A 22,971-nucleotide genomic window follows, 5' to 3' on the forward strand; every position below is an offset into this window, starting at 1 on the left:
CATTTACTTCCATTTTTGCCATTACTTCTCCGTCACCGTCGTTCATATGGGGAACGCTGACTTCCTTGATTTCATTGAAATTTATTATCATAAGCCTAACACTTCCTTATCAGGGTTTGAATTTTTGAATAAGTTGATCTTGACATCCCTTCCCCATGTGAATTTCAATAGTCCCTGATGAATCAAGTCCAAATCATCATCTGAAAAGTTTTCAAGATAATAGATTTTACCTCTTTCTCCAACATTCACCAGAAATCTTATCATATGACCGTATACAATGACTGAATGAGGGTTACATACAATAATGTCATCTGTAATGTATTCAATCAGCTGTCCAATCTCGAAAAAATCTGGAGCAATTACTTCCACATCACATGTCGGGAATTTATCACGAATTATTGTTTCATAATCCAAAGTACCACCAATACTAAATTTATCAAATCAATTATTAAAAATATTCTAAATCAATGAAAAACCATAGGATTAGTTCAAATTGAAAAATTGAATCCTCCATTAAAAATTGATTTAACCAATCAATATTGCTTGAATTAATAACTTACTAATTTATAAACCATCAAATGAAATATTAAGAATGCAAATTAAATTTTTTAAAGGTTAAACCATGAATGAGAAAGAATTCAAAATTAAAACTGAAATGATAAAAAACGATTTCAACGACCCACGAAAGATTAAACGCCACATTCCCCAACATGATTTAAATCTTGATGGAGGAGTTCACCAAGGAGGAGACATTTTCGCCACAGAAGATGGAGAATTTATCAATTTAGAATACCAACTTGTAGATTTTGACGAAGAGGAGTTAACAAAATACATCGAATTTGCAGAAGACCTTTATGAAAAACACCACAAGCATGTTTCAGTTTACTTAATATGTCCAAAATACGTTAAAATTACAGTAAAAGAGCAGACCATAAAATCTGAAGCGGATTTTACAATAAAACTATTTTGCAGCCAGGAAGATCCATGCAGGTTCATCCTCAATAAAGTCAAGGAAAAAATCAGCAGAAACGAAATCCTAAGCTATGACGATATCGAGGCCGTTAGATTGCTTCCGGTAATGTGCGATAAAAAAGACAGAACATATTTTAGAGTGGAATCAATTAAGATAATCAATATGATTGAATAATCATTTATTCCATCTTAAAATAGTTTTTCCGAAATGTGAAATGTAGTCCTTGTCAAATGCCTCTTTAAGGTCATTTAATGAATGGATTACACAAATGTTGGTGACAAGTTTTTCCAGATGTTCAAACAGTTGAGGATTTTGTTCGAGTGTTTCAACAACTCCAATAAAATCTTCCCTTTCGGACCTGCTGTTTCCCTGAATGGCCAATCCTTTTTCTAAAACCATACGAGTATTGATCGGTATAGGATATTCACTCACTCCAAAGAGATTTATTGTTCCTTGAGGATTAATTAAATCTATGATTTGATCAATTGCTGATTGTGAAGCACTTGAACCAACACATTCAAATGCATGGTCAATTGCCAAATCATCAGGCACATTATGTATCTGATAAGTTCCGTCAACAAATGAGAACAGGTTCAGGTTATCAAGATGTTTTCCAAACACAAGCACCTTAGACTCAGGGAATTTTTCTTTTAGGAAAAGTGCAGTGATAAAACCTAGATTTCCATCTCCCCAAACTCCCAAAACATCCTTTGGAGTTATTGCAATTTCTGAAAACTTGGAAATGCCCTGATATGCCACGGATATGAGTTCTATAAAAGCACTTACATGAGGGTTGAAATCATCAGGCAGTTTCACCAGCCTATCTGAATCCATTTTTACCAAATCTGAAGTGAATCCATCAAATCCGCTTCCCCTAAACTTGGAGTTGTATGAGTAATTAGCTCTGCAAACATCCTCCCCCATAGGAGTGTTTGGTATCATTACGACTTTATCTCCTGACTTGAATTCACCTGAATTGTCAAAGACAACTTCCCCTATACCTTCATGAATCAATGCCATAGGCAATTTCTTTTCAAGAACCTCAGCAGGCCTTGAACCTTGATAGTACCTTTGGTCTGCCTGACAAATTGAGAGATGGGATGGCCTCACAATGACGCCGTCCAATTCAATTTCGTCAATTGATTCCTCAAAAAACTTTGGAGATTTAAGTCTGTAAACAATGTTAATCATTTTTATCATCAAGTATTGTATTGGCTAATTTCAAGTCATACGGATAAGTAATTTTGATATTTGTAACTTCTCCCTTAACCAGATGTACATCTTCATCCTTAAGTGTAAATATTTTGCATGCATCAGTTAGGATATTAGTTTCAGCTTCTGTTAAACTACTCATTAGATTAAAAAGTTTCTTTATATTGAAGCTCTGTGGAGTTTGGCCTTGGTAATAATAATCCCTCACGGGAATACTTTCAATAGTCTCACCATTAACGCTTTCAACGATTGTATCAGTTGCAGGTATGACAGTGTCACAGGCACCATATTTTTTTGCAGCGTAAATATTGTCTTCAATTATCCTATGTGTTACAAATGGCCTGACTGAATCGTGAGTGAGAATTATTGAATCGTCATCAATGCCAAAATTCTCATCAATGTATTTGATACTGTTCATTAATGTATCATTTCTGGTTTGCCCACCTTCAATAACAATGATGTCCTCATTATCACCAATGTATTCCTTTATCAGGTGATTGGTATGGTTTATGAAATTATTAGGTGTCAAAACAATAATCTTATCTATATTTTCATTTATAACAAACTTTTCAATAGTATGAATAATAACAGGTTTGTTTCCCAATGTTAGAAATTGCTTGGGAGTGTCTGTCCCACCCATTCTTGAGCCGATTCCACCTGCCAAAATTGCTGCAAAAATCATTTTCATTACTCCTTAAATCTGAATATAGTTAATTATTAAATAATAATCTTTAAAAAATAGTATATAATTATTTTCCAAAAATAAGAGAAGTGGGAATATGAATATTCCCTCAGTTAAAACAAGCTAGTTTTTTTTAAACATGATTAGATAGTGAGATTTACCTTCAGGAATGTCCTCACCAATTTCTTCATTCAAGTAAATCTTTTTAAGACCATGCCTAGAGAACAATTCTTCCAAATCTTCAGGAGAGGATCTCATCTTGGTTGGAGGTCCGTTAGGAACATCCCATGCCTTATAGTCCATGATTGCAATTTTACCGTCATCTGAAACAATTCTTCCAAGTTCTGAAACTGCCTCATCCAATTTTCTAGATGCTTTAAATCCATGGAAAACATTCACCAATAAAACAACATCGATTGAAGCGTCTTCAACACCAGGAATTCCTTCAGTGATGTCGGCTTCGATATTGATTAAATTTTCAACATTGTTTTCTTTTTTATAGGTTTCCATATCCTCAATAGAAGCATCATAGATATCTACTGCATAAACTGTTCCCTTATGATTGTAATCTTCCAAAACTTTAATTGCATTATGGCCATCACCACATCCTGCATCCATAAAAGTCTCATTGCCATTCAAATTCAATTCTTGAAGAATTTCATCTGAATCCAAGAAATTTGCACTTGAAAATCCATGAGCTCTGTGTCCATTTTCAGGCATCATCATATTATCACCTATGATAATATCTTTAAAAAATAGTATTTAATTATTGTCAATGTGAAAATTAGTAAATAACAGTCAAAAAATAGTTAAAATAATAAAAAAAAGTTATAAGAGGATTATTTTTTCCAGGTTTGTTTTACTCCTCTTCCTCTTTTACTACCAGGTTTAGTATAACTTCTTTTTTGTCTGGTTCTTCTGTTAGTTCCTTTAACTTTTGCCATGTTTTCCCCTCCTTAAAATTTATCATTACAAAATTAGAATTAAATCTATAACAAAAAAATATTTGTTTTCAAGATATTTAAAGGTTTTCTTTAAGTGGTGTATTCCGCATTAATTTTAACATAATCATAAGTTAAATCGCAACCCCACGCAGTAGCCTCACCATCACCCAAATCCATATCAATATTTACAATGACATTCTTGGATTGCATGATTTTTTCAGCCCTTTCAAGATATGGAGTGTCTTCAAACGCTAAAATTTCACCCTTTTTAACAAGATCAACCTCATCCACATCATCCGCAATGGATATTGTAACGATATCAGGATTCAAATCACAACCGGAATAACCGATAGCTGAAACTATCCTTCCCCAGTTAGGGTCACCACCAAACACTGCAGACTTGAACAGGCTTGAAGAGATAATCGCTTTGGATGCCAGTCTTGCATCTTCTAAATTACGAGCTCCACAGACATTTGCTTCAATGAATTTGGTAGCTCCCTCACCATCACGAGCCATTTTCTTAGCCAAATCGATACATAGGTAATTCAATGCTTCCCGGAAATTAGGATCCATCTGTCCATCGTTTACAACTTCAACACCAGATGCACCATTAGCCATCATTAGGCATGTATCGTTAGTACTTTCATCACCATCAACAACTATCATGTTGAAACTGATATTTGCAGCTTTCTTTAATGCTTTGTTGATTTCATCAGGGGAGACTATCGCATCAGTTACAATGAAAGACAACATTGTACCCATATTTGGAGCAATCATCCCACTTCCTTTGGTGATTCCTGCAATTTTAACTGACTTGCCATTTGTCAATGTAACCTCAACAGCACACTCCTTTGGAAAAGTGTCTGTGGTCATGATGGACTTTGCAGCCGCAAGAGAATTTTCAGGTCCATTACCCAATTTGGACAAGGATTCATATGCCACTTTTGAAATGACATCTATAGGCATTTCACGACCAATAACTCCTGTTGAAGCAATAGCAATCTCGTCAGAAGGTATTTTCAAATCTTTAGAAACGAGTTCGACTAATGTTTCACAATCTTTAAATCCTTGCTCACCCGTAAAACAGTTAGCATTACCACTGTTTACAAAAACAGCGGAAACTATTCCTTTTTTTAAAACGTTTTTTGTATATTTGACCGGAGCAGCAACAACCTTATTTGAAGTGAAAACAGCTGAAGCGTTACTGTTGGGAGACAATATGATACTTACGCCAAATTTGCCTTCACGAGCTCCAGAAACCTTTAGATTTTCAATTACTGAAAATCCACCATCAATTTCTTTAATAAAATTCATATAATCACAATATTACTCATTAATTATTTGATCAGTAGTTGTTTGCAACTGAGAAGTTGTATTTTCATTATAATCTATAGCATCAGTTGTTTTGTCATAATAAACATCCTCAGTTTCATTTAAATTGCTTGTCATGTCTTTAGTGACATTTTGATAGTGAGGCCCCTCATCAGCATCCCCATTGTCAAAACTTAATGAAATGCCTATTCCCGCACCTATAACAAATGCCAATAATGCAATAATCATGACTAAAACGAGCTTCTTACTACGTTTACTTTTAGTTCTACGAATACGAGGATTTCCAGGATTCCCATAACCTACATTATTTTTTTGTCTTCTAGGAATAAAATGACGATTACTTTTTAATCTTCTAGAATTTGATTGACGACCATTTCCAGATCTTAAAACTCTCTTATCGTCTTTTTTTCGTCTCATAGTTTTTCTCTTTTACAATTTAATTAAGCAACAAATGCATAAACAAGAGCTAAAATAACTCCAATAAAACTAAACATTCCCAAACCTACAATTGACAAAAGATATGCAAATATAAATACGAATGCAAATACTCCAATCAATTTTGGTTTTTCGTTTTCAACTAAATTAATTAATGTTCTTGTAAATTCTGAAGGAATGTTGTAAGCATATAACCCATTAGCTAATTCAAAAATAACTAATGACAAAGGAGCAGCAGCATCAATATCATCAACCATTTGAGCCCTTTCACCTGCTTCTCTTCTGCTTCTTCCAATACCTGCTCTGATTTTAGCTCCATTATCAAGAGCAAACCAAGCGGCATCAAGACCTGCACGTATTGCCAAGTCTTTTGATGGGAATCTTGCAATGAAATCGTCCCCACCTTCACGGTATCCTTCCAATTCACCGTCACACTCTGTTTCGATGAATGTTTTAATACCATTCATTAAATCAACCAATTGGTTCCTACCATTCTTATTAATGAATTTGGTTGAATCGATTAAATCAATAAATAAATAATTTTCCAAATCTACTGGCCTTGATTCCTTAAGTAAAAACGGTGAATCGAATACTAATGCATATTCCCCACCGAGTTTTGTAAATGCAATTCCTGGAAAGCTTCCCACACTTTGAGTGTAATGAATAGCTCTTTCAATTGAAGCTGCACCAGTCATACCCACAGCAGATATTACTTGAACGCCTTCGGACAATCCAATACCTATCAATTCAATGGCTACACGGATTGCATCATTTTTACTTAACATTTTTGCAACAAGTTCAGTAGCTGTTTTTTCCACAATCTCTCCTTTTTCAGATTGGATAATTTTAACAAAAATATCAATCAAACGTGAAGGTTGTGGAAGTTCAATGTAAAAATAACGGTCACTTCCCATAATAATATTACTTACCAACGCGTATTCTTCAATCCTATTTTCAGCAGGTTTCAATTCATGAAATGTATAGTCCTTAGGAAGGTTTTCAGCACCCACATCACGAATAAGATTTTCCAAAATAGTGTCTGAAGTTATTTCCGCTTTTTCAAGTTCAAATAGAATTGTTTGGGTTTGATTAAATAATTCTACATATTCTGTTTCAAGAGAATTTGTTGGAAAAAACTTGGTTCCAACAGCAATTGGATTGAGTTTTGTTGTGAGTCTAATAAATGACTTTGTTAAACCATTAGCCATCTAAATTACCTCCTTTTTCAAGTTCTATTTCAAATTCTCCAGGTTTTTCTAAAAGCATGTCTGGTTTTACAGAAACAAATGGGAATTTCCAAGATCCAAGTCTTCCAGCAATTGTACTTGCAATGTTTCTGGAATTTCTTTTGATAAATACTTCATCATGTTCGCTTACACGAACTAAAATGTTATATGGGGCTGCCTGAGTAACTTCATCAGCCAATAAGATATTCAATTCAAAAGTGCCTGGTTTTGTAAATAAATCATTACGCACTGCAATCAAAGGTTTTTTCTCAAGACCTAACCTGTCAGCAACAGTAACGGAAATGTTACCTGCATTTTTCACAGCGACTTTATAATCTTTAGGATGTACTAATACAAAAATCACATATGGAGCGGCGATTTCAACATCGTCAACCATTTCTACAATCTTATTAAACATAGGGATTTTTGCAAAAATATTTTCAAGTTTGGATTCGGCATTGTTCTCATTGTCAATACGAATAATGGCCTGTTTTGCAATGTTTAACGGGGAAATTTCCAAACCTTCTTTTCCAGTATATATTTCCCATTTCTTGAAGTTTAATTCTTTGATAATCTCATCACAGATATTTTGAAGGATGTTTTTATCTTTTTTAGGTTTTTTTGGCTTTCCAAATGTGAGTCTGCCATTATCTATAATAAATGGAATTCTCATTGAAGAGATATTTCTAAATTCAGCAGCATAATCTCTGAATTTATCATTTGATAAAACTTTAGCCCTTTCACGAGTAGCAATATCCAAAATAAAATGATCTGCATCGTTACCTGCTGGAACTTCTTCTACATTTTCATTTTCCAACAATGTTAAAAATTTTTCTTTATCATCAATGTCATGACGGAGTGATGCATCGGCAATAATTACAAATTCATCTTCACTTTCTTCTAATGCTTTAACAGCAGCAAGAATATTTGACATTTGAGGTTGTCCATTTTCATTTTTAACATGATACGCCACATTAGAAGCATCTACGACCACTTTCATAATATCACCTAAAAATAATAATTAGTTCAATATAATATATTTATTTTATTAAATATTTAAATGTAATTTACATTCTGTTACGGGAATATTTTCCAAATAAAAATTTTTCACCCTTAACTTCATTCAGATATATTTCAATTTCATCATCTGTAATATTATAAACGTTATAAGAGTTTTTATTCTTTCCTCTAAGCTTATAGGAACATAAAGACCCTGCATTTACAATCAAAGTATTGTTTATTCTCCAAATATTTGGAACATGTTTGTGTCCAGATAAAACTAAATCAACTTCATGAGTTGTTAAAGTTTTCAAGATATCTCCTGCATCAGATAAAACATTACGTTCTCGACCTGTTTGAGGAATGGAAACAACATGATGATGTAAAGAAACAATAGAAAAATTATCATTAATTACACATTCATCCAACTGATGTTCTAACCACATGTGTTGAGGAGTCCCAACATGTCCCTTGCTTTCATCGGGAGAACTGCTGTCCAATCCGATAACTGTAACCTGGTCATCCATAGTTAATTTCCAACTTCTCTCACCAATTAACTCTTCAAAAGTTTGATAACCCAGATTACGAGCATCATGATTTCCAGGAATTGCAAATAATGGTGCTTCAAACATGGCCAAATATCGTTTAACCTGTTCAAATTCAGTGTAATATCCATTATTTGTAAGATCTCCAGTTAAAATTATCATGTCAGGCTGCATATTATTTATTTGAGTCACTGCAGTCATGAACATTTCTTCATCAAAATCTGATTTAGAAACATGCAAATCAGAAATATGTGCAATTAAAGTCATGTTATCTATTGGTTCAATTTCATAATAGCTTCTGCCAAATCGCCTTTACATTCTTCAAGAGCTGCTCTTGCTTCATCCTCGGAAACTCCAGCGGTGTTGGCTACCATTTCAATATCTTCATCAGGAATTTCAATTTCGTATTCTAATTCAACTTCACGAGCCTTACCGTCCACTTGATAAGTTTCCTGTCCCATCACATTCATCAAACTTACGCTAGGCTCATCGATTATTAACTCTTTATCGTCAAAACGGATAATGACTTCACGAACTCCTTCGAGCTCTTCCATTTTCATACCCATTTTCTTCATTTGCCTTTCCATCTGTTTCATTTGCTTTTTATTCATACCAGGTATCATAATAAAAACCTTCAATAATCTAACTATTTATAACTTTGGCATTAATTATTATTAAAATTAACTTAATCGGTGAAACCGTATATTTCGGTTTCGAATGTCTTTGCGACATCTTTTAGAACTTCAGGAATGTTGATTTGCTGAGGACACTCTTCAATGCATGCCTCGCATTCAATGCAATCAGAAGCGATTCCGACACCGTCAAGCTTTGAATAATTCAAGTAAGCGTTACCGAACTGTGTCCAATCATCCTTTTCCAAAAGCTTATGCTTGTTGTATAAGTCAAATACCTTTGCAATGTCAATATCTTCTGTGCATGAATCGACACAATACCTGCATTTTGTACAGTCAACAGTGATGTTACTGTTGATGATTTCAGAAACTTCACTTAAAAGCTCCAACTCCTCATCATTTAATGGATCAGCATTCTTGAATTCTTCAATGTTGCTTTCAAGCTGTTCCATATTGCTTGCACCGGTGTAGACAACACTAACACCTTCAAGGTTGGCCACAAATCTCATTGCCCAGGAAATCACTGACCTGTCTGAATCATATTCCTTCATGAGCTTTTCAGCCTCTTCAGGCACGTCTGCCAAAAATCCGCCCTTGAAAGGTTCCATAATCATTACGGGAACATTATACTTTCTTGCAACCTCAAGACACTTGCGTGACTCGATTCCTTCATCTTCCCAGTCGAGATAGTTGATTTGAAGCAATACAAACTCCAGTTCAGGAGGGTCAAACAGAAGTTCCTCCAAGAATTCCGCATTTCCATGAGTGGACAATCCTATGTGCTTGATGAATCCTTCCTCTTTTTTCTTTTGGATGAATGAAAACAAGTCAACGTTTTTCCAAGCGTTTTCAGTAAAACCGCTCACATTGTGCAACAGATAATAATCAAAGTAGTCAACTCCACAGTTTTCAAGCTGTTGAGCGAATATCGGCTCAAGCGGTGTGTCCTCTGTGATGATAAATAAAGGCAATTTTGTTGAAATCTTAAAGGATTCGCGAGGATACCTTTCAACCACGGATTTTCTGAATGCCGCTTCACCGACACCCTCATGATAAACGTAAGCAGTGTCAAAATGATTGAATCCGCTTTCCATGTATGCATCAACCATCTTGTTTACCTGTTCCATATCAACGCTTGTCTGATCGTTTTCGTCCACTAACGGAAGTCTCATCATTCCGAAACCTAATTCTGTCATAATACTATCTCCTATTATCAACTAAATTAAATGAAATATATTACTTTGCCATTAATCCAACAATAATATGAATTAACAAATATAATTCAAAATAGATTAAAAATATATTTAAATTAAGTCAATGATAAGTATTTTCATGAAATGTGAAAGATGTTCATGGGCAGGAGACGATGAAATATACATCAGGTATCATGACGAGGAATGGGGAGTTCCGACACATGACGACAGAGAGCTCTTTGAAATGCTTGTTTTGGAATCATTTCAGGCAGGACTGTCATGGATCACCATATTAAAAAAGCGTGAAAACTTCAGAAAAGCCTTCGATGGCTTTGATATTGAAAAGGTGGCAAATTATGATGATGAAAAGATCGAGGAACTTCGCTTAAATGATGGAATCATCCGCCACAAGGGAAAAATCGCTTCCGCAATCAACAACGCACAGATATTCATTGAAATTCAGAAAGAATTTGGCAGCTTTGACGAATACATCTGGGGATTCACCGATGGCGAAATCATCAAGGCGGAATTTCTGACAGAATCAGATTTATCCAAACATATTTCAAAGGACTTGAAAAAAAGAGGAATGAAGTTTGTCGGCCCGACAATAATCTACTCATATCTGGAGTCAATTGGAATAATCGACAACCATCAGGAAAACTGTTTTAAGTATTAAGTCGAAAACAATGCAATATTTATGTTTAACTGAAATTTAATAAGTTAAAATCAAAATTGATGATTAAAAATACTCAATTTTAAATATTGAGTTATTTAATGTATTATTATGGATATTAAATACATTAAAGATAATTATATTTTTGAAACATTAACCGAAGAACATGACTTAAGCGATTTTGAATGCGAGTCCGATGACTTGAATGACTTTCTGAAAACCGATGCCCTTAAGCAACAAAATGAGAAATTGAACCTTATAAAACTGATAGTCTGCGATGGAGAGATAATAGGCTTTGTGTCCTTGTTAACTGATTCAATGAAACTTAAATTATTACGGGACGAAGTTGAAAAAGAGAAAATCAAAGGGAAACTAAATGTTTCTGAAAACAATACAATCCCAACAATTAAAATTGGAAGATTTGCAATTGACAAAAAATATGCCCGACATGGGTTAGGTTCACAAGTTTTAAGAAATGTTTTATATAACCTTAAAAAAATTGCAGAAAATAATGTGGGATTCAGGTTTGTAATAGTTGAGGGATATGCATCCGCATACACATTTTATGTAACAAATAATCGGTTCAATAATCTCAAAAATGATGAACAACTTTTGAATAAAATAGATAAAATTAAAAAACAAGACCCAACACGAACATTCTATCTTTATTATGATTTGAAAGATTTAGAGTTGGATTTATAAATTAAAATAAGTCTCAAAAAGGTACGTTTCTTTGGGATTTAATTTTTTTAGCGAATTCAATCTCTTCTTCAGTTGGAGGTTCATTCATCTTTTTAAGAACTTCAAGAGCATCTGCACCATATAAAGTTGGAGTTTCACCTATTGGTTTAGCCATTTAACACAACCTCACTAAATAATTTCTTTAATCAATCAAGATTATTTAGATTTTTCTCATTTAAATAATTTTTCTTTGGTTTAACAGCAATTTTACAAAGTGAGAGCAATTTTACAAACCAAAATTAACCAACTACTCTTCCAACAATATGATGTTTTTAGGATCCACTTTCAGATACTCGGGAATCGCAAACTCATGCTCCCGCATCTGCTTGTCCAGTTTCCACAAAAGACCATTTGCCAGGGATATCTGCCATTCGAAAGGCATTTCCAGTTTTGTTGAATCAGCCGTAGCCACAGCATTTACATCATCCTTTTGGGCAGGATAGAAATCATGCGCCCTTATCCCAATATGGGAAATGGCAGATGAAACCTTTTCAGATACTTCAAATGTCACGTTCCAGTCCAAGGATTTGACATGATAATCGTCGACAATTTCGATTTTAGAGATGTTTTTACACCCTGTAAGCCTTGCAACTTCCACTTTTCTTGGATTTTCAAAGAGGTCAACTGTTTTTCCCTTTGCAATGATTTTACCCTTATCAAGAATAATGAGCTCATCGCAGAACTGGAATGCCTCATCACGGTCATGAGTAACCAGAATGGAAAATCCATTGAAATTGGCAAGGAAATTAGCCATTTCTCTACGCAATTGTTCCTTTAATACTGTATCCATTGCGCTGAAAGGCTCATCCAACAATATTACGTCCGGACCGTATGCCATGATACGGGCCAATGCAACCCTTTGCTGCTGGCCTCCGGACAATTGTCTAGGATACCTTTTCTCCAACCCTTCCAGATGAAAACGCCTGATCATTTCGGAAACTACCTTTTCATCGTTATTCTGAAGCCCAATGCCCACATTTTCCTCAACTGTCATGTTTGGAAACAGCGCATAGTTTTGAAATAGGTAACCCACGTTTCTCTTTTGGGGTTTCAAATTGACCTTATTGTCAGAATCAAAATAGACATGCTCTTTGCCAGTGGCCAAACTTACAATCCCACTGTCAGGATCGACAATTCCTGCAATTGATTTCAATGTCATACTTTTGCCGCAACCGGAAGGACCAAGAATGCCCAAGCATCCGTTTTTCAATTCAAAATTAACATCCAAATCGAATTCCTTAAGTTTCTTGTGGATATCTACCTTCAATAATTTACCTGACATAATCCTTCCTCGTTATTATCTCCACTGTTTTTCCTTGCGCAAAGAGACATAATCCATGATGAAAATAGCTATGAATGATATGAAAACAATGACAATTACATAATCGAATGCAGTTCCCATATTTCCAGCAGCCACTTCTGAATATACTGCCATAGGAAGTGTTCTGGTCTGTCCTGCAATGTTACCTGCAAGCATTGCTGTAGCACCGAATTCACCCAAACCACGAGCATAGGCAAGAATTCCCCCACTTATGATTCCAGGCAGTGCATTGGCAAACAACACCTTCCAGAAAATTTTCCATTCAGACATTCCCAATGTACGGCCGGCATCGAGTAAATTTGAATCCACCTGCTCGAACGCCCCTCTGGCTGAACGGTACATCAAAGGAAAAGACATTACTACCGCAGCGATTACGGTTGCAGACCATGAAAAAGCGATTTTTGTGGCAAAAAAGTCTATGAAAAACTTTCCGATTGGTCCTCTAACACCAAATATGTACAATAAGAAGAACCCTACAACGGTAGGGGGCAACACTATCGGCAATGTGAAAATACCGTCAAGAACGATTTTAATTGAGTCGTTTTTAATCTTAATGATTCCCCAAGCGACAATCAAGCCCACAAAGAATGTTATGAGAATTGATAGGCTTGCTGTTTTCATTGAAATTAAAATAGGTGACCAATCATTCATGCATTATCTCCATCAATATTCTATATTATTGAATTGAACAATATTATATTAAAATTTATTTAAAAAAAAAAAGTAATCATGAATAGATTATCTATTCATGAATAGTGAAACCGTATTCTACGAAGACATCTTTAGCTTCTTTGGTTTGCAAGAAGTCCATGAATGCTTTTGTAGCATCGGTATCATTAGTGTCTTTAATTGAAGCTACAGGATAGATAACTGGAGTTTTTAAAGCATCTTCAGGAGCTTCACAAATCACTTTAACGTCATCAGTGGATTTAGCGTCAGTTGCATATACAATACCACATTCAGCAGATCCTTGAGCTACTTGATTTAATACTGCGGTTACATCAGTACCTAATGATAATTTGGATTCCACATCATCCCAGATGCCAGTGTTGTTTAACACTTCTTTAGCGTATTGTCCAGCAGGTACGGATTCAGGATCACCGATAGCGATGTTTCCTTCAACATTTTTCAAGTCATCGAATGATGAGATGTTGGAGTTGGAATCAGCAGGTACGATTAAAACTACTTTGTTTTCCAAGAATTGAAGGTTGGTAGAGTTATCAATAATGCCTTTGTCAACTAAAGCGTTCATCTGTTTGTTAGCAGCAGACATGAATACGTCTGTTTCTAAACCGTTTTCAATTTGGGTTTGTAAGTCCCCACTTGAAGCGTAAGTTGGAGTTACTTTTACACCAGGATATTGTTTTTCAAACATTGGGATTAACTTATCGTCAAAAACATTTTTCAAACTAGCTGCTGCAGCCAAATTAACTTCTTGTCCATCTAAACTGGTGTCAGTTGAGTTTCCTCCACTCAAAAAGTCAAAAAAACCAGCGGAACATGAACCTATGCTAACAACAACTACTGCCAATACAATAGCAACGAGTAATAATTTTTTCATAGATTTCATAACCATTCTCCTATAAATAAGTCACACTATCAGACAATTAAATGCAGAAATTAAGATAGAAACAAAATGAATTTATTTTCTATTCGGTGTAATAAATTTTTATCATATCATTCATTGAAAATCTCTAATTTCAATTTAATCGGCTTAAATGCAATTAATATTTATATAACAAATGATATATAAATTTTTTCATATCGAAGTAAAGGCATTCATATCGATTAAATATTACTTTTAAAAGATTAATGAAAAATCATATAAAATGTTTAAATATAACAACGATTAAATAAGAATTTAGAGGTATTATCATGTCAGATATAGAAAAAGTAAACGATATAATCACAAAAGCTGAAACATTCTATCTTGCAACCGTTGACGGCGACAAACCAAAAGTAAGACCATTAGGTTTCCATCTGTTGGATGGCGACAAAATCTACTTTGGAGTGGGCACATACAAGGATGTCTACAAACAGATGGAAGCAAACCCAAATGTTGAAATTGCAGCATGGGACGGAGAACACTTCCTAAGATACTATGGAGTTGCAGACTTAAGCAAAAATGAGGAAATAGTTGAAAAGGCATTCGAACTCATGCCAGACATTGCGGAAGCATACAAGGAAAACGGCTGGGAAATGGGAATCTTTTTCCTCGACAAGGCAACAGCTGAAATCAGAAACATGATGGAAGTTGAAGAAACTTACGAATTTGAATACTAATTAAACATTAAATTAGACCCAACCAATCATCACCAATTTAAATAACCAATACAACTCATTTTAAATAGATTAAGAATAACAAAAAAGAGAGAAATCCCAATTAAGGAATCTCAATTAAATATTTAAAACTCATTTACAATAGCCAATGCATTTAATGACCTTGGAAAACCGATATACGGCAAGATGACTGTAATTGCTGAAACCAGTTTTTCCTTATCATTGCCAACATTCAAATTGGCCTGAGTGTGGCCCCTCAACTGATTTTCACATCCCCCAAGTGTTGCGATGAATGTGAATGTTATCAGTTCCCTTTGCTGGTCATTCAATCCGTCACGGGTGTAAAAATCACCGAAACAGTATCCTTCAAGGAATGTATTGAAGTGCTTTTGGCCTTCTGGGGCATTGTCGTACAATGCATCAATCATTTCAACACCAAAATATCTGTCCTGGATTTCACGGCCTTTCTGGCGTCTGTTTTCAGGAGTGGTGTTTGATCTCTCTTCCAAAGGTAAATCTATACCTTTTTTATCAAATACCTTAATTACAACTCCAAAGAAGTTGTGTGCACGGCCAAAGCCGACATAAGGCACTGACTGGTAGAGAAGTTCCTTTACCTCTTCCGGAGTTATGTATTTATTGATTGAAGAAAGCAAAATCTTCTTGAAGGCCTTCGGTGACTGGCAAGCTATCAATGATGCCAATGTCACCAAAACGGTTTCCTTTTCATCCAAATTAGAGTATTCAAGCACCTCATCATATGCGAAGTTTTCAAATATCTCATGAAATTCAGGATCGTTCTTTTCAATTCTTTCAAAATTGTCAAATAAATCTTTCATAATAATCACTTTGGTTAATTAAATAATAATAATTATCATTCAGGTCTTAACTTGCCGTAGAAGAATGATGCTGTTGCACCCCCATCTGCCAAGAAGTCACTTCCTGTGATGAATGCTCCCTTATCGGACATCAATAATTCTGCAACGTTTGCAACCTCATCGGCTGTTCCGGGCCTTCCTGATGGACAGTTTGCAAACATATTCTTGTAGAAGTTTCCCCTGGGGCCGTTGAACTCGTCAATGGCCAATGGAGTCACTATGATTCCTGGAGAAATTGAGTTGATTCTTGCACCCTTTTCTCCCCATCTGCATGCCTCATACATCACCCTTTTAACGTTGCATCTTTTGGCCAGCTGGTATGCATGCAATGTATCATCAATGTTTTCCGGCTGCAAAACTTCCAAATCCAACAATTCTTCGGTTGGTGTTGTTGCAAGCTGCTCGTCGATTTCAGCACCCAGTTGCTTCATCCTGTGACCTGACTGTGAGGATATTGTCACTCCAACGCCGCCTTCTTTTATGACTTTTCCAACCTCTTCAAGAAGCACTGCAGTTCCGTACAAATCCACTTTTAAGATTGTTTCTATTGGTGCCTGTGATGGTGAAACGCCTGCAGCATTTATGAAATATGCGATTTCACCGAATTTTTGAGCAAAATCTATTAAGCTTTTAATTGAATCCCTTGATGAAATGTCACATTCCTTGATTTCTGTGTCAAATCCCGCTTCAGTCATGATTTTAGAAATGTTTTCAGCATTTTGAATGTTTTTATCGCCAATGACAATTTTTTTACCATGACCGATTCTTCTTGCGATTGCCATGCCTATCTGGCCCGCTCCGGTTAAAAGTACAACATCATTCATAAAAATCACTTATGTAAAAATAGTATTTCAAAATATAAAAATGTTGTTATATGCAACAATTATTTATTTAAATGTCAAATATTTTAGATAAGCAATCCATTCACCAAAAATATGTTTAAAAAAAAAAAAGCAAATACCGGAAATTCAATCCTTAAAAATTAGCATTATAGTTTAAAAATAAGTTAAAATTCAATGTCTACAACATGTTTAATACATGTTGGAACAGTTAGACATCAAATAAATTCATTCATTTAAACTTTAGAATTTAAGTACCCTGAAAATGGACTTTAAACTCTAATGAATATTATGAAATAGAATATATATATATATAAACTTTATTGTTTTTTAATTTATAAATTGCAGGAAGTGTTCCTTACAAATAAACAAACCCAAACATGACCGGTTAAGGTCATCGATAAACAATCATCATAATATTGAAGATTCCTGCAATTTAAAGGAGAAATCAATTATAAGATAGGATTAATAATAAATAATCCACATGATGACAAATGCCAAACACCACGTTATAATGGTGTATATGAGCATTGCGGTCCAAAGCTTCCTTTGGATACTCATAAAGATTCATCCATTTAAATGAATGAAACTGCCAAGAGGAGAGTTCATTAAAACAGATGTCTCAAATCCCTTCATCAGCAATATTATCCTGTTCAAAATAATACCACCTCCCTTTGGTCAAGAGTTTGATTAATTATAATACTAGATTTAAGAGTATTTAAGATTTCTATTAAGTAAATAAAGACCTAAAAATTGTTTTTAACGTGAAATATTGATTTATATTCAAAAAATTTACTTCACAATATAACGCCAAATTGCTTCATAATCCTAACATGAAAAAATTAGAAAAAATGCAAATCATTAACGTATGATTTGTATCCAAATATACGTTTCATTTATATATTAAAAATTTAATGAATTGTCCTTAGTTTATAAAATTGATGCCATTTTGTAAAATTTACTTCAAAAAAACATCATATATAAGTTTATATGATTTAAATCAAATATACAATGCTTTAAATATTAAAATACATAATTTAATATCGAAAATAACGAGAATGTGTTAATATGACAAGTTTCTCCGAAGATAAGATATTTAAAAACATTAATAATGAAGATGCAAAGATATTGCTGGACATACTTGATGTTGATACTGTCAAGGTAAAGATTTGGACTAAAGAATTACGATTACTGATCCAAAGGATTACATACCAGACATAATACTAGAATTGGATTTTGAAAATCTAATTATTGAAATTCAAAGCACACCAACAGACAATGAGTTTTCAAAAAGAGGATTAACTTATGTTGCTGTAGCTAATAGAGATAAAGAAAATGACAAGGAAGTCAATTTGATTGTTTTAAGCACTGCTGAAGAATCAAAAACAATTAAATATAAATTCAACAAGGATAGCGTGTTTACATATCGCATTGTTAGTCTCAATGATTTGAATGCAGATGACATAATGACAACTGTCGAATCAAAAATAAAAGAAGGATTAAAAATTGAAACAAAAGAATTAATATTGTATGCTTTAATTCCCATTATAGTTAGCAAAGACATTGAAAAATATATTAAAAGAATAGTCCATAACTTATTACAAGTAAAAAATGTAACGGACTCTATTAAAAATCTATCATATGGGATTGAATGGTTAATTGTAGACAAATTCATAGAAAATAATGAAGATAGACAAATATTATGCGATTTATTATAGGTGATAGAATGAGTTTAATATACGAATATGCAGAAAGAAAAGAAAAAAAAGCTTTAAAAGAATTCATATTAAGTTTTCTTAATTCCGGAACACCATTGAGTGAAATCTCCCAAAAAACCGGAAAATCCATTAAAGAACTTGAAGAAATATTGGATAGTTAAATTATCCAATAATAATTCTTATTTTAAAAAGTAAAAATAAGAGAGTTTAATCTCCCTTATTCCAGTTCACAATTCCATAAACAATACATAAAAGTGTTGACAGGATAATTCCAACATATACTCCCCAGATCAGTGGGTCTTCAATACCTAAAATTGCCATTATGCATCACTTCCTTTTTTGTCTATGTTTTCAAATGCCTTATCAATTACCTCATCAGCAGGAGGTTTTGTGAGTAAGCTTACAACAATAGTGAATATTGCTGAAACCGGAACTGCTATCAACATTACATCAATGAACGGCCATGGAGCCGCAGGCAGGATTGTCTCCACACCAAGAATGAACTTACATAATCCAAGACCGACTGCAGTCTTTTTGAACACGAATATAAGCCAGAATAAACTGACAAATGTTCCGGACAAAATTCCTGCAATTGCACCAAGTCTTGTGATTCCTTTCCAGTATAGAGCTCCCAAGAACACTGGCAAGAACGCTGCTGCACAGATTTCAAAGAACAGACTTGTTCCGAGTGCAACCACACTTCCAGGAAGTGAGAATGCCATTACCAATGCGAGGATGATAGCGATTAGAATACCAACTCTTGAAATACTTACCTGATCGAGCTTTTGTTTGGATTTGTCTCTTATTGTACCGTAGATGTCCACACCGAATGCAGTACCTTGGGTGTGCAATTGTGAGGAGATTGTTGACATTGCTGCCGCAATCAGGGACAATAGGAAGATGTACACGAACCATTCAGGCAGTGCCATTGTGATGAATGTCGGAATAATCTTGTCGATGTTTCCTCCGACCACATCAACCGCAATCTTTCCTAGCTTGTCGAAGAAGTATACATTGGAAAGTGATCCAACGATATAGGCGGTTGTTGGCATGATTGCAATGAATATACCTCCGATTAAAACTGATCTGTTCAATTCCTTATCGGATTTTACGGTCATGAATCTTACAATCAATGAAGGTTGTGCGAGAACCCCGATACCTACACCGATTAATGTGGATGACACAAGTGACCACCAGAACGGTGTTCCAAATTCCGGAAACGAAGTCCAACCCGTTCCGCCCGTTGCCATGGCATCTGCAGGGTATAAGTGACCCATATTGGTAAGTGCTGTGTTTGCTGTGTCAACTCCACCGAGCAACCAGTATACGAATACTAAAAGGAACAGCATAGCAACAACCATGATGGTTCCCTGAAGTGCATCGGTATACATTACTCCACGTATTCCACCGAAAAGCACATAGAATGTGATAATGATGGATAAGATTAACAGTGCAATACTGAAATCGATTAATAATGAAGATTCCAGGAATCTTGCAGCACCAATCAATACAACCGCCGCATAAAGTGGCATTGCGCAGAAAATGATCAATCCGGATACATAATGGATGAACTTGGAGTCAAAACGTTTTCCCAAGAATTCAGGAAATGTCAAGGATTCCAAAGCGTGTCCCATACGACGAGTTCTTTTTCCTAAAAATACGAATGCAATAAATACACCAATAATAATATTTAAAAATGCAAGCCATAATACACTCATCCCATATTGCCCTGCAACTCCACCAAAACCTACGATTGCTGCCGTTGAAATGAATGTTGCACCATAACTCATTGCCATGATGAAAGGATGCGTATCCTTACCTGCAATCATAAAGTCTTCAGAGGAATTGGTTTTTTTGTATGCATAGTATCCTACGAATACTAAAGCAAATATGTAAACAATAAATATTATTGCCAAGATCATAACGTCCATAAATAATTACCTCTAAACTAAAGAATTTTTATTCTTACGTATATTATTTCTAATTAGGATACTTAATAAATATTACTATTGTATACATTGAGGTACATTTTTGTACATTATATGATATAGTATTGGACACCATTGATTTTGCCGTTGTCAGTTTTATTCTCAACAAAATCAATCATTGCATCCAATGCATCATCCAAAGGAAAGTCCTCAGAATTGACAACCAACAGGTTAACGCACAAATCCTCACATATCTGCTGATAGACCATTGCCTTAAACATCATCATATAATCGTTATCAAACTTATCCCCCTCCAAACCATTAATCAAATCGATACAAGCAGAATAATTTTTAGAAAACAGCTTTAGTATGAAAACTGACATGAAACCCAACGGTCCACCATCCGAAAGCTCCAAGAGCCTATCCGAAACGTCATTTATGAGTTCATCATCATCCAATCTCATGGCAACCAATGACTTTTCATACAATGCATCCTTAAAGTTTTCATCAATTTCTAAAGCCAAGTCACAGAATTTCAAAGCCTCATCATAGATGTTCAATAGCTTATATAATTTGGCCACAAAAACCAAGTCATATTTGCTCCTTAAATCAATGAGACGAATAATTTCACCGATTGTAGCTAATGCTTTTTCCTCATCTTTTAGAAAAATTTGACACAATGCTCTGTTGAACCATGCCAATTTATTGTAAGGATTTAGTGAAATTAACTTGTCTACAACATCCAACGAGTCATCATACCTTTTCAATTCCATCAGGCAATTTGCTACAAACAATTGAGCATACTCATAATGTTCATTATTGGAATTCACCAGTTTAAAGTGATCTAATGCTTTTTCATAATTTCCATTATCAAATTCATTTTTACCATTTTCAATATGATTATTCAATTTATCACCAATTAAATTAAAATTAAAAATCATATAAATAGTTTTATCAATTTTAAAGTAATTATTGATGTTAATTTATAATTTAACACGTTTTTAGTAATATTTATTTCAAGATGAATGTAAATTAAACAGTATAACAAAGTTTTTTATTGATAAGCAACAATATTTAAACATAATAAAAAAAATTTAGATTAAAATAGGGATACTATGTTTTGGAATGAGAAAGCAGAATGTATGAATAAAGAAGAAAAAGAAGAACTTCAACTAAAAAGACTACAAGAAACTGTAAAATTAGCATATGAAAATGTTGAATTTTACAAAAAACGATTCGACGAAGCCGGACTAAAACCGGAAGACATCAAGACCTTGAAAGACATTGAAAAAATTCCATTCACAACAAAAAGTGACCTAAGAGAAGCATATCCATTAGGATTACTTGCGGTTCCTCGTGAAGAGATTGTGGAAGTGCATGCATCCTCCGGAACAACCGGAAAACCAACAGTTACAGCATACACACAAAACGACTTGGACATTTGGGGAGAATGTATTGCTCGTGGGCTTAAGATGGCTGGTGCAGAACAAGACTACATCATCCAAAATGCTTACGGATACGGATTATTCACTGGAGGATTTGGTATTCACCACGGTGGGAACAAAATGGGAGCAATTACAATTCCAATTTCAGCTGGAAATACCCAAAGACAGCTTGACACCATGGTAGATTTCCAAAGTGACATTTTAACCTGTACCCCATCCTATGCAATGTATCTCGGAGAATCCAGGGAAAAAGCTGGAATCTCACTTGAAGACATTAACTTGAAGGCAGGAATCCACGGTGCAGAAATGTGGACCAGTGAAATGAGAAAAAGAATTGAAAAATCCCTTGGAATCAAAACCCATAACATTTATGGATTGACCGAGGTAATGGGACCTGGAGTGGCTCAGGAATGTGACTGTCAAAACGGAATGCACATACAGGATGACCATTTCTATCCTGAAATCATCAACTCCGAAACCGGCGAAACCCTTGATTACGGTGAAAAAGGAGAACTTGTATTGACCTCATTGACCAAAACTGGAATGCCTATTTTAAGATTCAGAACCAAAGACTTGACTTCCCTCATTGATGAGAAATGTGAATGTGGAAGGACCACCGTTAGAATGACAAGAATCACCGGTAGAAGCGATGACATGCTTAAAATCAAAGGAGTAATGGTTTTCCCATCTCAAATTGAAAAAGCATTGTTAAAAGTTGCAAAAGCAACACCTAACTACTTGATTCATGTAACAAGACCTGACCTTTTAGATGAAGTAGAAGTTAAAGTGGAAGCTTCCAAAGAACTCTTCTCCGATGAAATGAAAGAAATGGAAAAAGTTGAAAAGCAAATCCAAGCATCAATCAGATCAGAAATAGGAATTAGAGTTGACGTGACAATCTGTGAACCTGAATCACTTCCAAGAAGTGAAGGTAAAGCTGTTCGTGTAATCGATGAAAGGAACTTTGAATAAGGT

At 34.7% G+C, this 22,971-nt stretch carries 28 protein-coding genes; 8 read left to right on the plus strand and 20 right to left on the minus strand.

The window, feature by feature from the left end; all coding sequences use genetic code 11:
* Positions 1 to 87 precede the first annotated feature (87 nt).
* Positions 88 to 414, minus strand: coding sequence for a hypothetical protein (locus ILA26_RS01015; RefSeq protein WP_292893066.1), 327 nt, complete (start codon positions 412 to 414; stop codon positions 88 to 90).
* Between the two features lie 208 nt (positions 415 to 622).
* Here ILA26_RS01015 and ILA26_RS01020 point away from each other — a divergent pair, with 208 nt between their 5' ends.
* Positions 623 to 1,147: a hypothetical protein gene (locus ILA26_RS01020; protein ID WP_292893068.1), complete on the plus strand. Its 525-nt coding sequence runs from the start codon at positions 623 to 625 to the stop codon at positions 1,145 to 1,147.
* Here the strand turns inward: ILA26_RS01020 and ILA26_RS01025 are convergent, their stop codons facing one another.
* The 10 genes from ILA26_RS01025 to ILA26_RS01070 all read right to left on the minus strand — a co-directional run bounded on the left by ILA26_RS01025 (position 1,148) and on the right by ILA26_RS01070 (position 10,176).
* Complete coding sequence (locus ILA26_RS01025) at positions 1,148 to 2,173, minus strand: ribitol-5-phosphate dehydrogenase (RefSeq protein WP_366514869.1); 1,026 nt, start codon at positions 2,171 to 2,173, stop codon at positions 1,148 to 1,150. It lies immediately after the preceding gene.
* The gene (locus ILA26_RS01030; RefSeq protein WP_292893072.1) at positions 2,157 to 2,867 is read right to left on the minus strand and encodes a 2-C-methyl-D-erythritol 4-phosphate cytidylyltransferase; all 711 of its coding nucleotides are present in this window, start codon (positions 2,865 to 2,867) and stop codon (positions 2,157 to 2,159) included. The genes ILA26_RS01025 and ILA26_RS01030 overlap by 17 nt, the downstream gene beginning before the upstream one ends.
* Positions 2,868 to 2,990: 123 nt before the next feature.
* A complete protein-coding gene (locus ILA26_RS01035) occupies positions 2,991 to 3,593 on the minus strand; it encodes a methyltransferase domain-containing protein (protein ID WP_292893074.1) in 603 nt (200 codons plus the stop codon).
* 308 nt (positions 3,594 to 3,901) lie between these two features.
* Positions 3,902 to 5,125 (minus strand): bifunctional ornithine acetyltransferase/N-acetylglutamate synthase, encoded by a 1,224-nt coding sequence (gene argJ / locus ILA26_RS01040; protein ID WP_292893076.1) that lies wholly within the window; start codon positions 5,123 to 5,125, stop codon positions 3,902 to 3,904.
* Between the two features lie 12 nt (positions 5,126 to 5,137).
* Positions 5,138 to 5,560, minus strand: a complete 423-nt coding sequence (locus tag ILA26_RS01045) for a hypothetical protein (RefSeq protein WP_292893078.1) — start codon at positions 5,558 to 5,560, stop codon at positions 5,138 to 5,140.
* Positions 5,561 to 5,583: 23 nt separating this feature from the next.
* On the minus strand, positions 5,584 to 6,786 hold the full coding sequence (locus ILA26_RS01050) for a hypothetical protein (RefSeq protein ID WP_292893080.1): 1,203 nt from the start codon (positions 6,784 to 6,786) through the stop codon (positions 5,584 to 5,586).
* The gene (locus ILA26_RS01055) at positions 6,779 to 7,804 is read right to left on the minus strand and encodes a Zc3h12a-like ribonuclease (RefSeq protein WP_292893082.1); all 1,026 of its coding nucleotides are present in this window, start codon (positions 7,802 to 7,804) and stop codon (positions 6,779 to 6,781) included. The genes ILA26_RS01050 and ILA26_RS01055 overlap by 8 nt, the downstream gene beginning before the upstream one ends.
* A gap of 67 nt (positions 7,805 to 7,871) precedes the next feature.
* A complete protein-coding gene (locus ILA26_RS01060) occupies positions 7,872 to 8,615 on the minus strand; it encodes a metallophosphoesterase family protein (RefSeq protein WP_292893084.1) in 744 nt (247 codons plus the stop codon).
* 5 nt (positions 8,616 to 8,620) lie between these two features.
* On the minus strand, positions 8,621 to 8,971 hold the full coding sequence (locus tag ILA26_RS01065; RefSeq protein WP_292893086.1) for a nascent polypeptide-associated complex protein: 351 nt from the start codon (positions 8,969 to 8,971) through the stop codon (positions 8,621 to 8,623).
* A 62-nt stretch (positions 8,972 to 9,033) separates the two neighbouring features.
* Positions 9,034 to 10,176 (minus strand): aldo/keto reductase, encoded by a 1,143-nt coding sequence (locus ILA26_RS01070; RefSeq protein ID WP_292893088.1) that lies wholly within the window; start codon positions 10,174 to 10,176, stop codon positions 9,034 to 9,036.
* 136 nt (positions 10,177 to 10,312) lie between these two features.
* Here ILA26_RS01070 and ILA26_RS01075 point away from each other — a divergent pair, with 136 nt between their 5' ends.
* Both ILA26_RS01075 and ILA26_RS01080 read left to right on the plus strand, forming a co-directional pair.
* On the plus strand, positions 10,313 to 10,849 hold the full coding sequence (locus ILA26_RS01075) for a DNA-3-methyladenine glycosylase I (protein WP_292893089.1): 537 nt from the start codon (positions 10,313 to 10,315) through the stop codon (positions 10,847 to 10,849).
* Between the two features lie 108 nt (positions 10,850 to 10,957).
* Positions 10,958 to 11,548 carry a GNAT family N-acetyltransferase gene (locus ILA26_RS01080; protein ID WP_292893090.1) on the plus strand — a complete coding sequence of 197 codons (591 nt, stop codon included), beginning with the start codon at positions 10,958 to 10,960 and terminating at the stop codon, positions 11,546 to 11,548.
* 13 nt (positions 11,549 to 11,561) lie between these two features.
* Here ILA26_RS01080 and ILA26_RS01085 read toward each other — a convergent pair whose 3' ends face one another.
* From ILA26_RS01085 to modA, 4 genes are all read right to left on the minus strand, one after another.
* Complete coding sequence (locus ILA26_RS01085) at positions 11,562 to 11,702, minus strand: hypothetical protein (RefSeq protein WP_292893091.1); 141 nt, start codon at positions 11,700 to 11,702, stop codon at positions 11,562 to 11,564.
* Between the two features lie 132 nt (positions 11,703 to 11,834).
* Positions 11,835 to 12,869, minus strand: a complete 1,035-nt coding sequence (locus ILA26_RS01090) for an ATP-binding cassette domain-containing protein (protein ID WP_292893092.1) — start codon at positions 12,867 to 12,869, stop codon at positions 11,835 to 11,837.
* A 15-nt stretch (positions 12,870 to 12,884) separates the two neighbouring features.
* Complete coding sequence (gene modB / locus ILA26_RS01095; RefSeq protein WP_292893093.1) at positions 12,885 to 13,559, minus strand: molybdate ABC transporter permease subunit; 675 nt, start codon at positions 13,557 to 13,559, stop codon at positions 12,885 to 12,887.
* Between the two features lie 91 nt (positions 13,560 to 13,650).
* Positions 13,651 to 14,478, minus strand: a complete 828-nt coding sequence (modA, locus tag ILA26_RS01100; RefSeq protein ID WP_292893095.1) for a molybdate ABC transporter substrate-binding protein — start codon at positions 14,476 to 14,478, stop codon at positions 13,651 to 13,653.
* 305 nt (positions 14,479 to 14,783) lie between these two features.
* Here modA and ILA26_RS01105 point away from each other — a divergent pair, with 305 nt between their 5' ends.
* Positions 14,784 to 15,191 (plus strand): pyridoxamine 5'-phosphate oxidase family protein, encoded by a 408-nt coding sequence (locus ILA26_RS01105; RefSeq protein ID WP_292893097.1) that lies wholly within the window; start codon positions 14,784 to 14,786, stop codon positions 15,189 to 15,191.
* Between the two features lie 122 nt (positions 15,192 to 15,313).
* Here the strand turns inward: ILA26_RS01105 and ILA26_RS01110 are convergent, their stop codons facing one another.
* Both ILA26_RS01110 and ILA26_RS01115 read right to left on the minus strand, forming a co-directional pair.
* Positions 15,314 to 16,027 (minus strand): carboxymuconolactone decarboxylase family protein, encoded by a 714-nt coding sequence (locus ILA26_RS01110; protein ID WP_292893098.1) that lies wholly within the window; start codon positions 16,025 to 16,027, stop codon positions 15,314 to 15,316.
* 35 nt (positions 16,028 to 16,062) lie between these two features.
* The gene (locus ILA26_RS01115; protein WP_292893100.1) at positions 16,063 to 16,890 is read right to left on the minus strand and encodes an SDR family oxidoreductase; all 828 of its coding nucleotides are present in this window, start codon (positions 16,888 to 16,890) and stop codon (positions 16,063 to 16,065) included.
* Between the two features lie 1,083 nt (positions 16,891 to 17,973).
* Here ILA26_RS01115 and ILA26_RS01120 point away from each other — a divergent pair.
* Genes ILA26_RS01120 through ILA26_RS01130 form a run of 3 tightly spaced genes read left to right on the plus strand, consistent with a single transcriptional unit; the run spans position 17,974 to position 18,784 of the window.
* Positions 17,974 to 18,126 carry a hypothetical protein gene (locus ILA26_RS01120; RefSeq protein ID WP_292893102.1) on the plus strand — a complete coding sequence of 51 codons (153 nt, stop codon included), beginning with the start codon at positions 17,974 to 17,976 and terminating at the stop codon, positions 18,124 to 18,126.
* Positions 18,127 to 18,134: 8 nt separating this feature from the next.
* The gene (locus tag ILA26_RS01125; RefSeq protein WP_292893104.1) at positions 18,135 to 18,623 is read left to right on the plus strand and encodes a hypothetical protein; all 489 of its coding nucleotides are present in this window, start codon (positions 18,135 to 18,137) and stop codon (positions 18,621 to 18,623) included.
* Between the two features lie 8 nt (positions 18,624 to 18,631).
* On the plus strand, positions 18,632 to 18,784 hold the full coding sequence (locus tag ILA26_RS01130) for a hypothetical protein (protein ID WP_292893106.1): 153 nt from the start codon (positions 18,632 to 18,634) through the stop codon (positions 18,782 to 18,784).
* Between the two features lie 46 nt (positions 18,785 to 18,830).
* Here the strand turns inward: ILA26_RS01130 and ILA26_RS10330 are convergent, their stop codons facing one another.
* The 3 genes from ILA26_RS10330 to ILA26_RS01140 form a co-directional block, all read right to left on the minus strand.
* Entirely contained in the window at positions 18,831 to 18,944 is a 114-nt protein-coding gene (locus ILA26_RS10330) for a symporter small accessory protein (protein ID WP_366514870.1), read from the minus strand.
* The gene (locus tag ILA26_RS01135) at positions 18,944 to 20,554 is read right to left on the minus strand and encodes a sodium:solute symporter family protein (RefSeq protein WP_292893108.1); all 1,611 of its coding nucleotides are present in this window, start codon (positions 20,552 to 20,554) and stop codon (positions 18,944 to 18,946) included. Before ILA26_RS01135 ends, ILA26_RS10330 begins: the two co-directional genes overlap by 1 nt.
* Positions 20,555 to 20,661: 107 nt before the next feature.
* Positions 20,662 to 21,459 (minus strand): tetratricopeptide repeat protein, encoded by a 798-nt coding sequence (locus ILA26_RS01140; RefSeq protein ID WP_292893110.1) that lies wholly within the window; start codon positions 21,457 to 21,459, stop codon positions 20,662 to 20,664.
* A 207-nt stretch (positions 21,460 to 21,666) separates the two neighbouring features.
* Between ILA26_RS01140 and ILA26_RS01145 the strand changes: the two genes are divergently transcribed.
* Positions 21,667 to 22,968 (plus strand): phenylacetate--CoA ligase, encoded by a 1,302-nt coding sequence (locus tag ILA26_RS01145; protein WP_292893112.1) that lies wholly within the window; start codon positions 21,667 to 21,669, stop codon positions 22,966 to 22,968.
* Positions 22,969 to 22,971: the final 3 nt, after the last annotated feature.

The organism is Methanobrevibacter sp. (assembly GCF_017940815.1).
GTDB lineage: Archaea > Methanobacteriota > Methanobacteria > Methanobacteriales > Methanobacteriaceae > Methanocatella.

Bases quoted from the DNA above. Each gene is read 5' to 3' on its own strand.
- ILA26_RS01085 (WP_292893091.1), bottom strand. From the start codon at position 11,702: ATGGCTAAACCAATAGGTGAAACTCCAACTTTATATGGTGCAGATGCT.
- ILA26_RS01115 (WP_292893100.1), bottom strand. From the start codon at position 16,890: ATGAATGATGTTGTACTTTTAACCGGAGCGGGCCAGATAGGCATGGCA.
- ILA26_RS01065 (WP_292893086.1), bottom strand. From the start codon at position 8,971: ATGATACCTGGTATGAATAAAAAGCAAATGAAACAGATGGAAAGGCAA.
- ILA26_RS01130 (WP_292893106.1), top strand. From the start codon at position 18,632: ATGAGTTTAATATACGAATATGCAGAAAGAAAAGAAAAAAAAGCTTTA.
- ILA26_RS01110 (WP_292893098.1), bottom strand. From the start codon at position 16,027: ATGAAAGATTTATTTGACAATTTTGAAAGAATTGAAAAGAACGATCCT.
- ILA26_RS01075 (WP_292893089.1), top strand. From the start codon at position 10,313: ATGAAATGTGAAAGATGTTCATGGGCAGGAGACGATGAAATATACATC.
- modB (WP_292893093.1), bottom strand. From the start codon at position 13,559: ATGAATGATTGGTCACCTATTTTAATTTCAATGAAAACAGCAAGCCTA.
- ILA26_RS01055 (WP_292893082.1), bottom strand. From the start codon at position 7,804: ATGAAAGTGGTCGTAGATGCTTCTAATGTGGCGTATCATGTTAAAAAT.
- ILA26_RS01050 (WP_292893080.1), bottom strand. From the start codon at position 6,786: ATGGCTAATGGTTTAACAAAGTCATTTATTAGACTCACAACAAAACTC.
- ILA26_RS10330 (WP_366514870.1), bottom strand. From the start codon at position 18,944: ATGGCAATTTTAGGTATTGAAGACCCACTGATCTGGGGAGTATATGTT.
- ILA26_RS01025 (WP_366514869.1), bottom strand. From the start codon at position 2,173: ATGATAAAAATGATTAACATTGTTTACAGACTTAAATCTCCAAAGTTT.
- argJ (WP_292893076.1), bottom strand. From the start codon at position 5,125: ATGAATTTTATTAAAGAAATTGATGGTGGATTTTCAGTAATTGAAAAT.
- ILA26_RS01070 (WP_292893088.1), bottom strand. From the start codon at position 10,176: ATGACAGAATTAGGTTTCGGAATGATGAGACTTCCGTTAGTGGACGAA.
- ILA26_RS01045 (WP_292893078.1), bottom strand. From the start codon at position 5,560: ATGAGACGAAAAAAAGACGATAAGAGAGTTTTAAGATCTGGAAATGGT.
- ILA26_RS01135 (WP_292893108.1), bottom strand. From the start codon at position 20,554: ATGGACGTTATGATCTTGGCAATAATATTTATTGTTTACATATTTGCT.
- ILA26_RS01120 (WP_292893102.1), top strand. From the start codon at position 17,974: ATGACAAGTTTCTCCGAAGATAAGATATTTAAAAACATTAATAATGAA.
- ILA26_RS01035 (WP_292893074.1), bottom strand. From the start codon at position 3,593: ATGATGATGCCTGAAAATGGACACAGAGCTCATGGATTTTCAAGTGCA.
- ILA26_RS01105 (WP_292893097.1), top strand. From the start codon at position 14,784: ATGTCAGATATAGAAAAAGTAAACGATATAATCACAAAAGCTGAAACA.
- ILA26_RS01020 (WP_292893068.1), top strand. From the start codon at position 623: ATGAATGAGAAAGAATTCAAAATTAAAACTGAAATGATAAAAAACGAT.
- ILA26_RS01145 (WP_292893112.1), top strand. From the start codon at position 21,667: ATGTTTTGGAATGAGAAAGCAGAATGTATGAATAAAGAAGAAAAAGAA.
- modA (WP_292893095.1), bottom strand. From the start codon at position 14,478: ATGAAATCTATGAAAAAATTATTACTCGTTGCTATTGTATTGGCAGTA.
- ILA26_RS01080 (WP_292893090.1), top strand. From the start codon at position 10,958: ATGGATATTAAATACATTAAAGATAATTATATTTTTGAAACATTAACC.
- ILA26_RS01060 (WP_292893084.1), bottom strand. From the start codon at position 8,615: ATGACTTTAATTGCACATATTTCTGATTTGCATGTTTCTAAATCAGAT.
- ILA26_RS01090 (WP_292893092.1), bottom strand. From the start codon at position 12,869: ATGTCAGGTAAATTATTGAAGGTAGATATCCACAAGAAACTTAAGGAA.
- ILA26_RS01030 (WP_292893072.1), bottom strand. From the start codon at position 2,867: ATGATTTTTGCAGCAATTTTGGCAGGTGGAATCGGCTCAAGAATGGGT.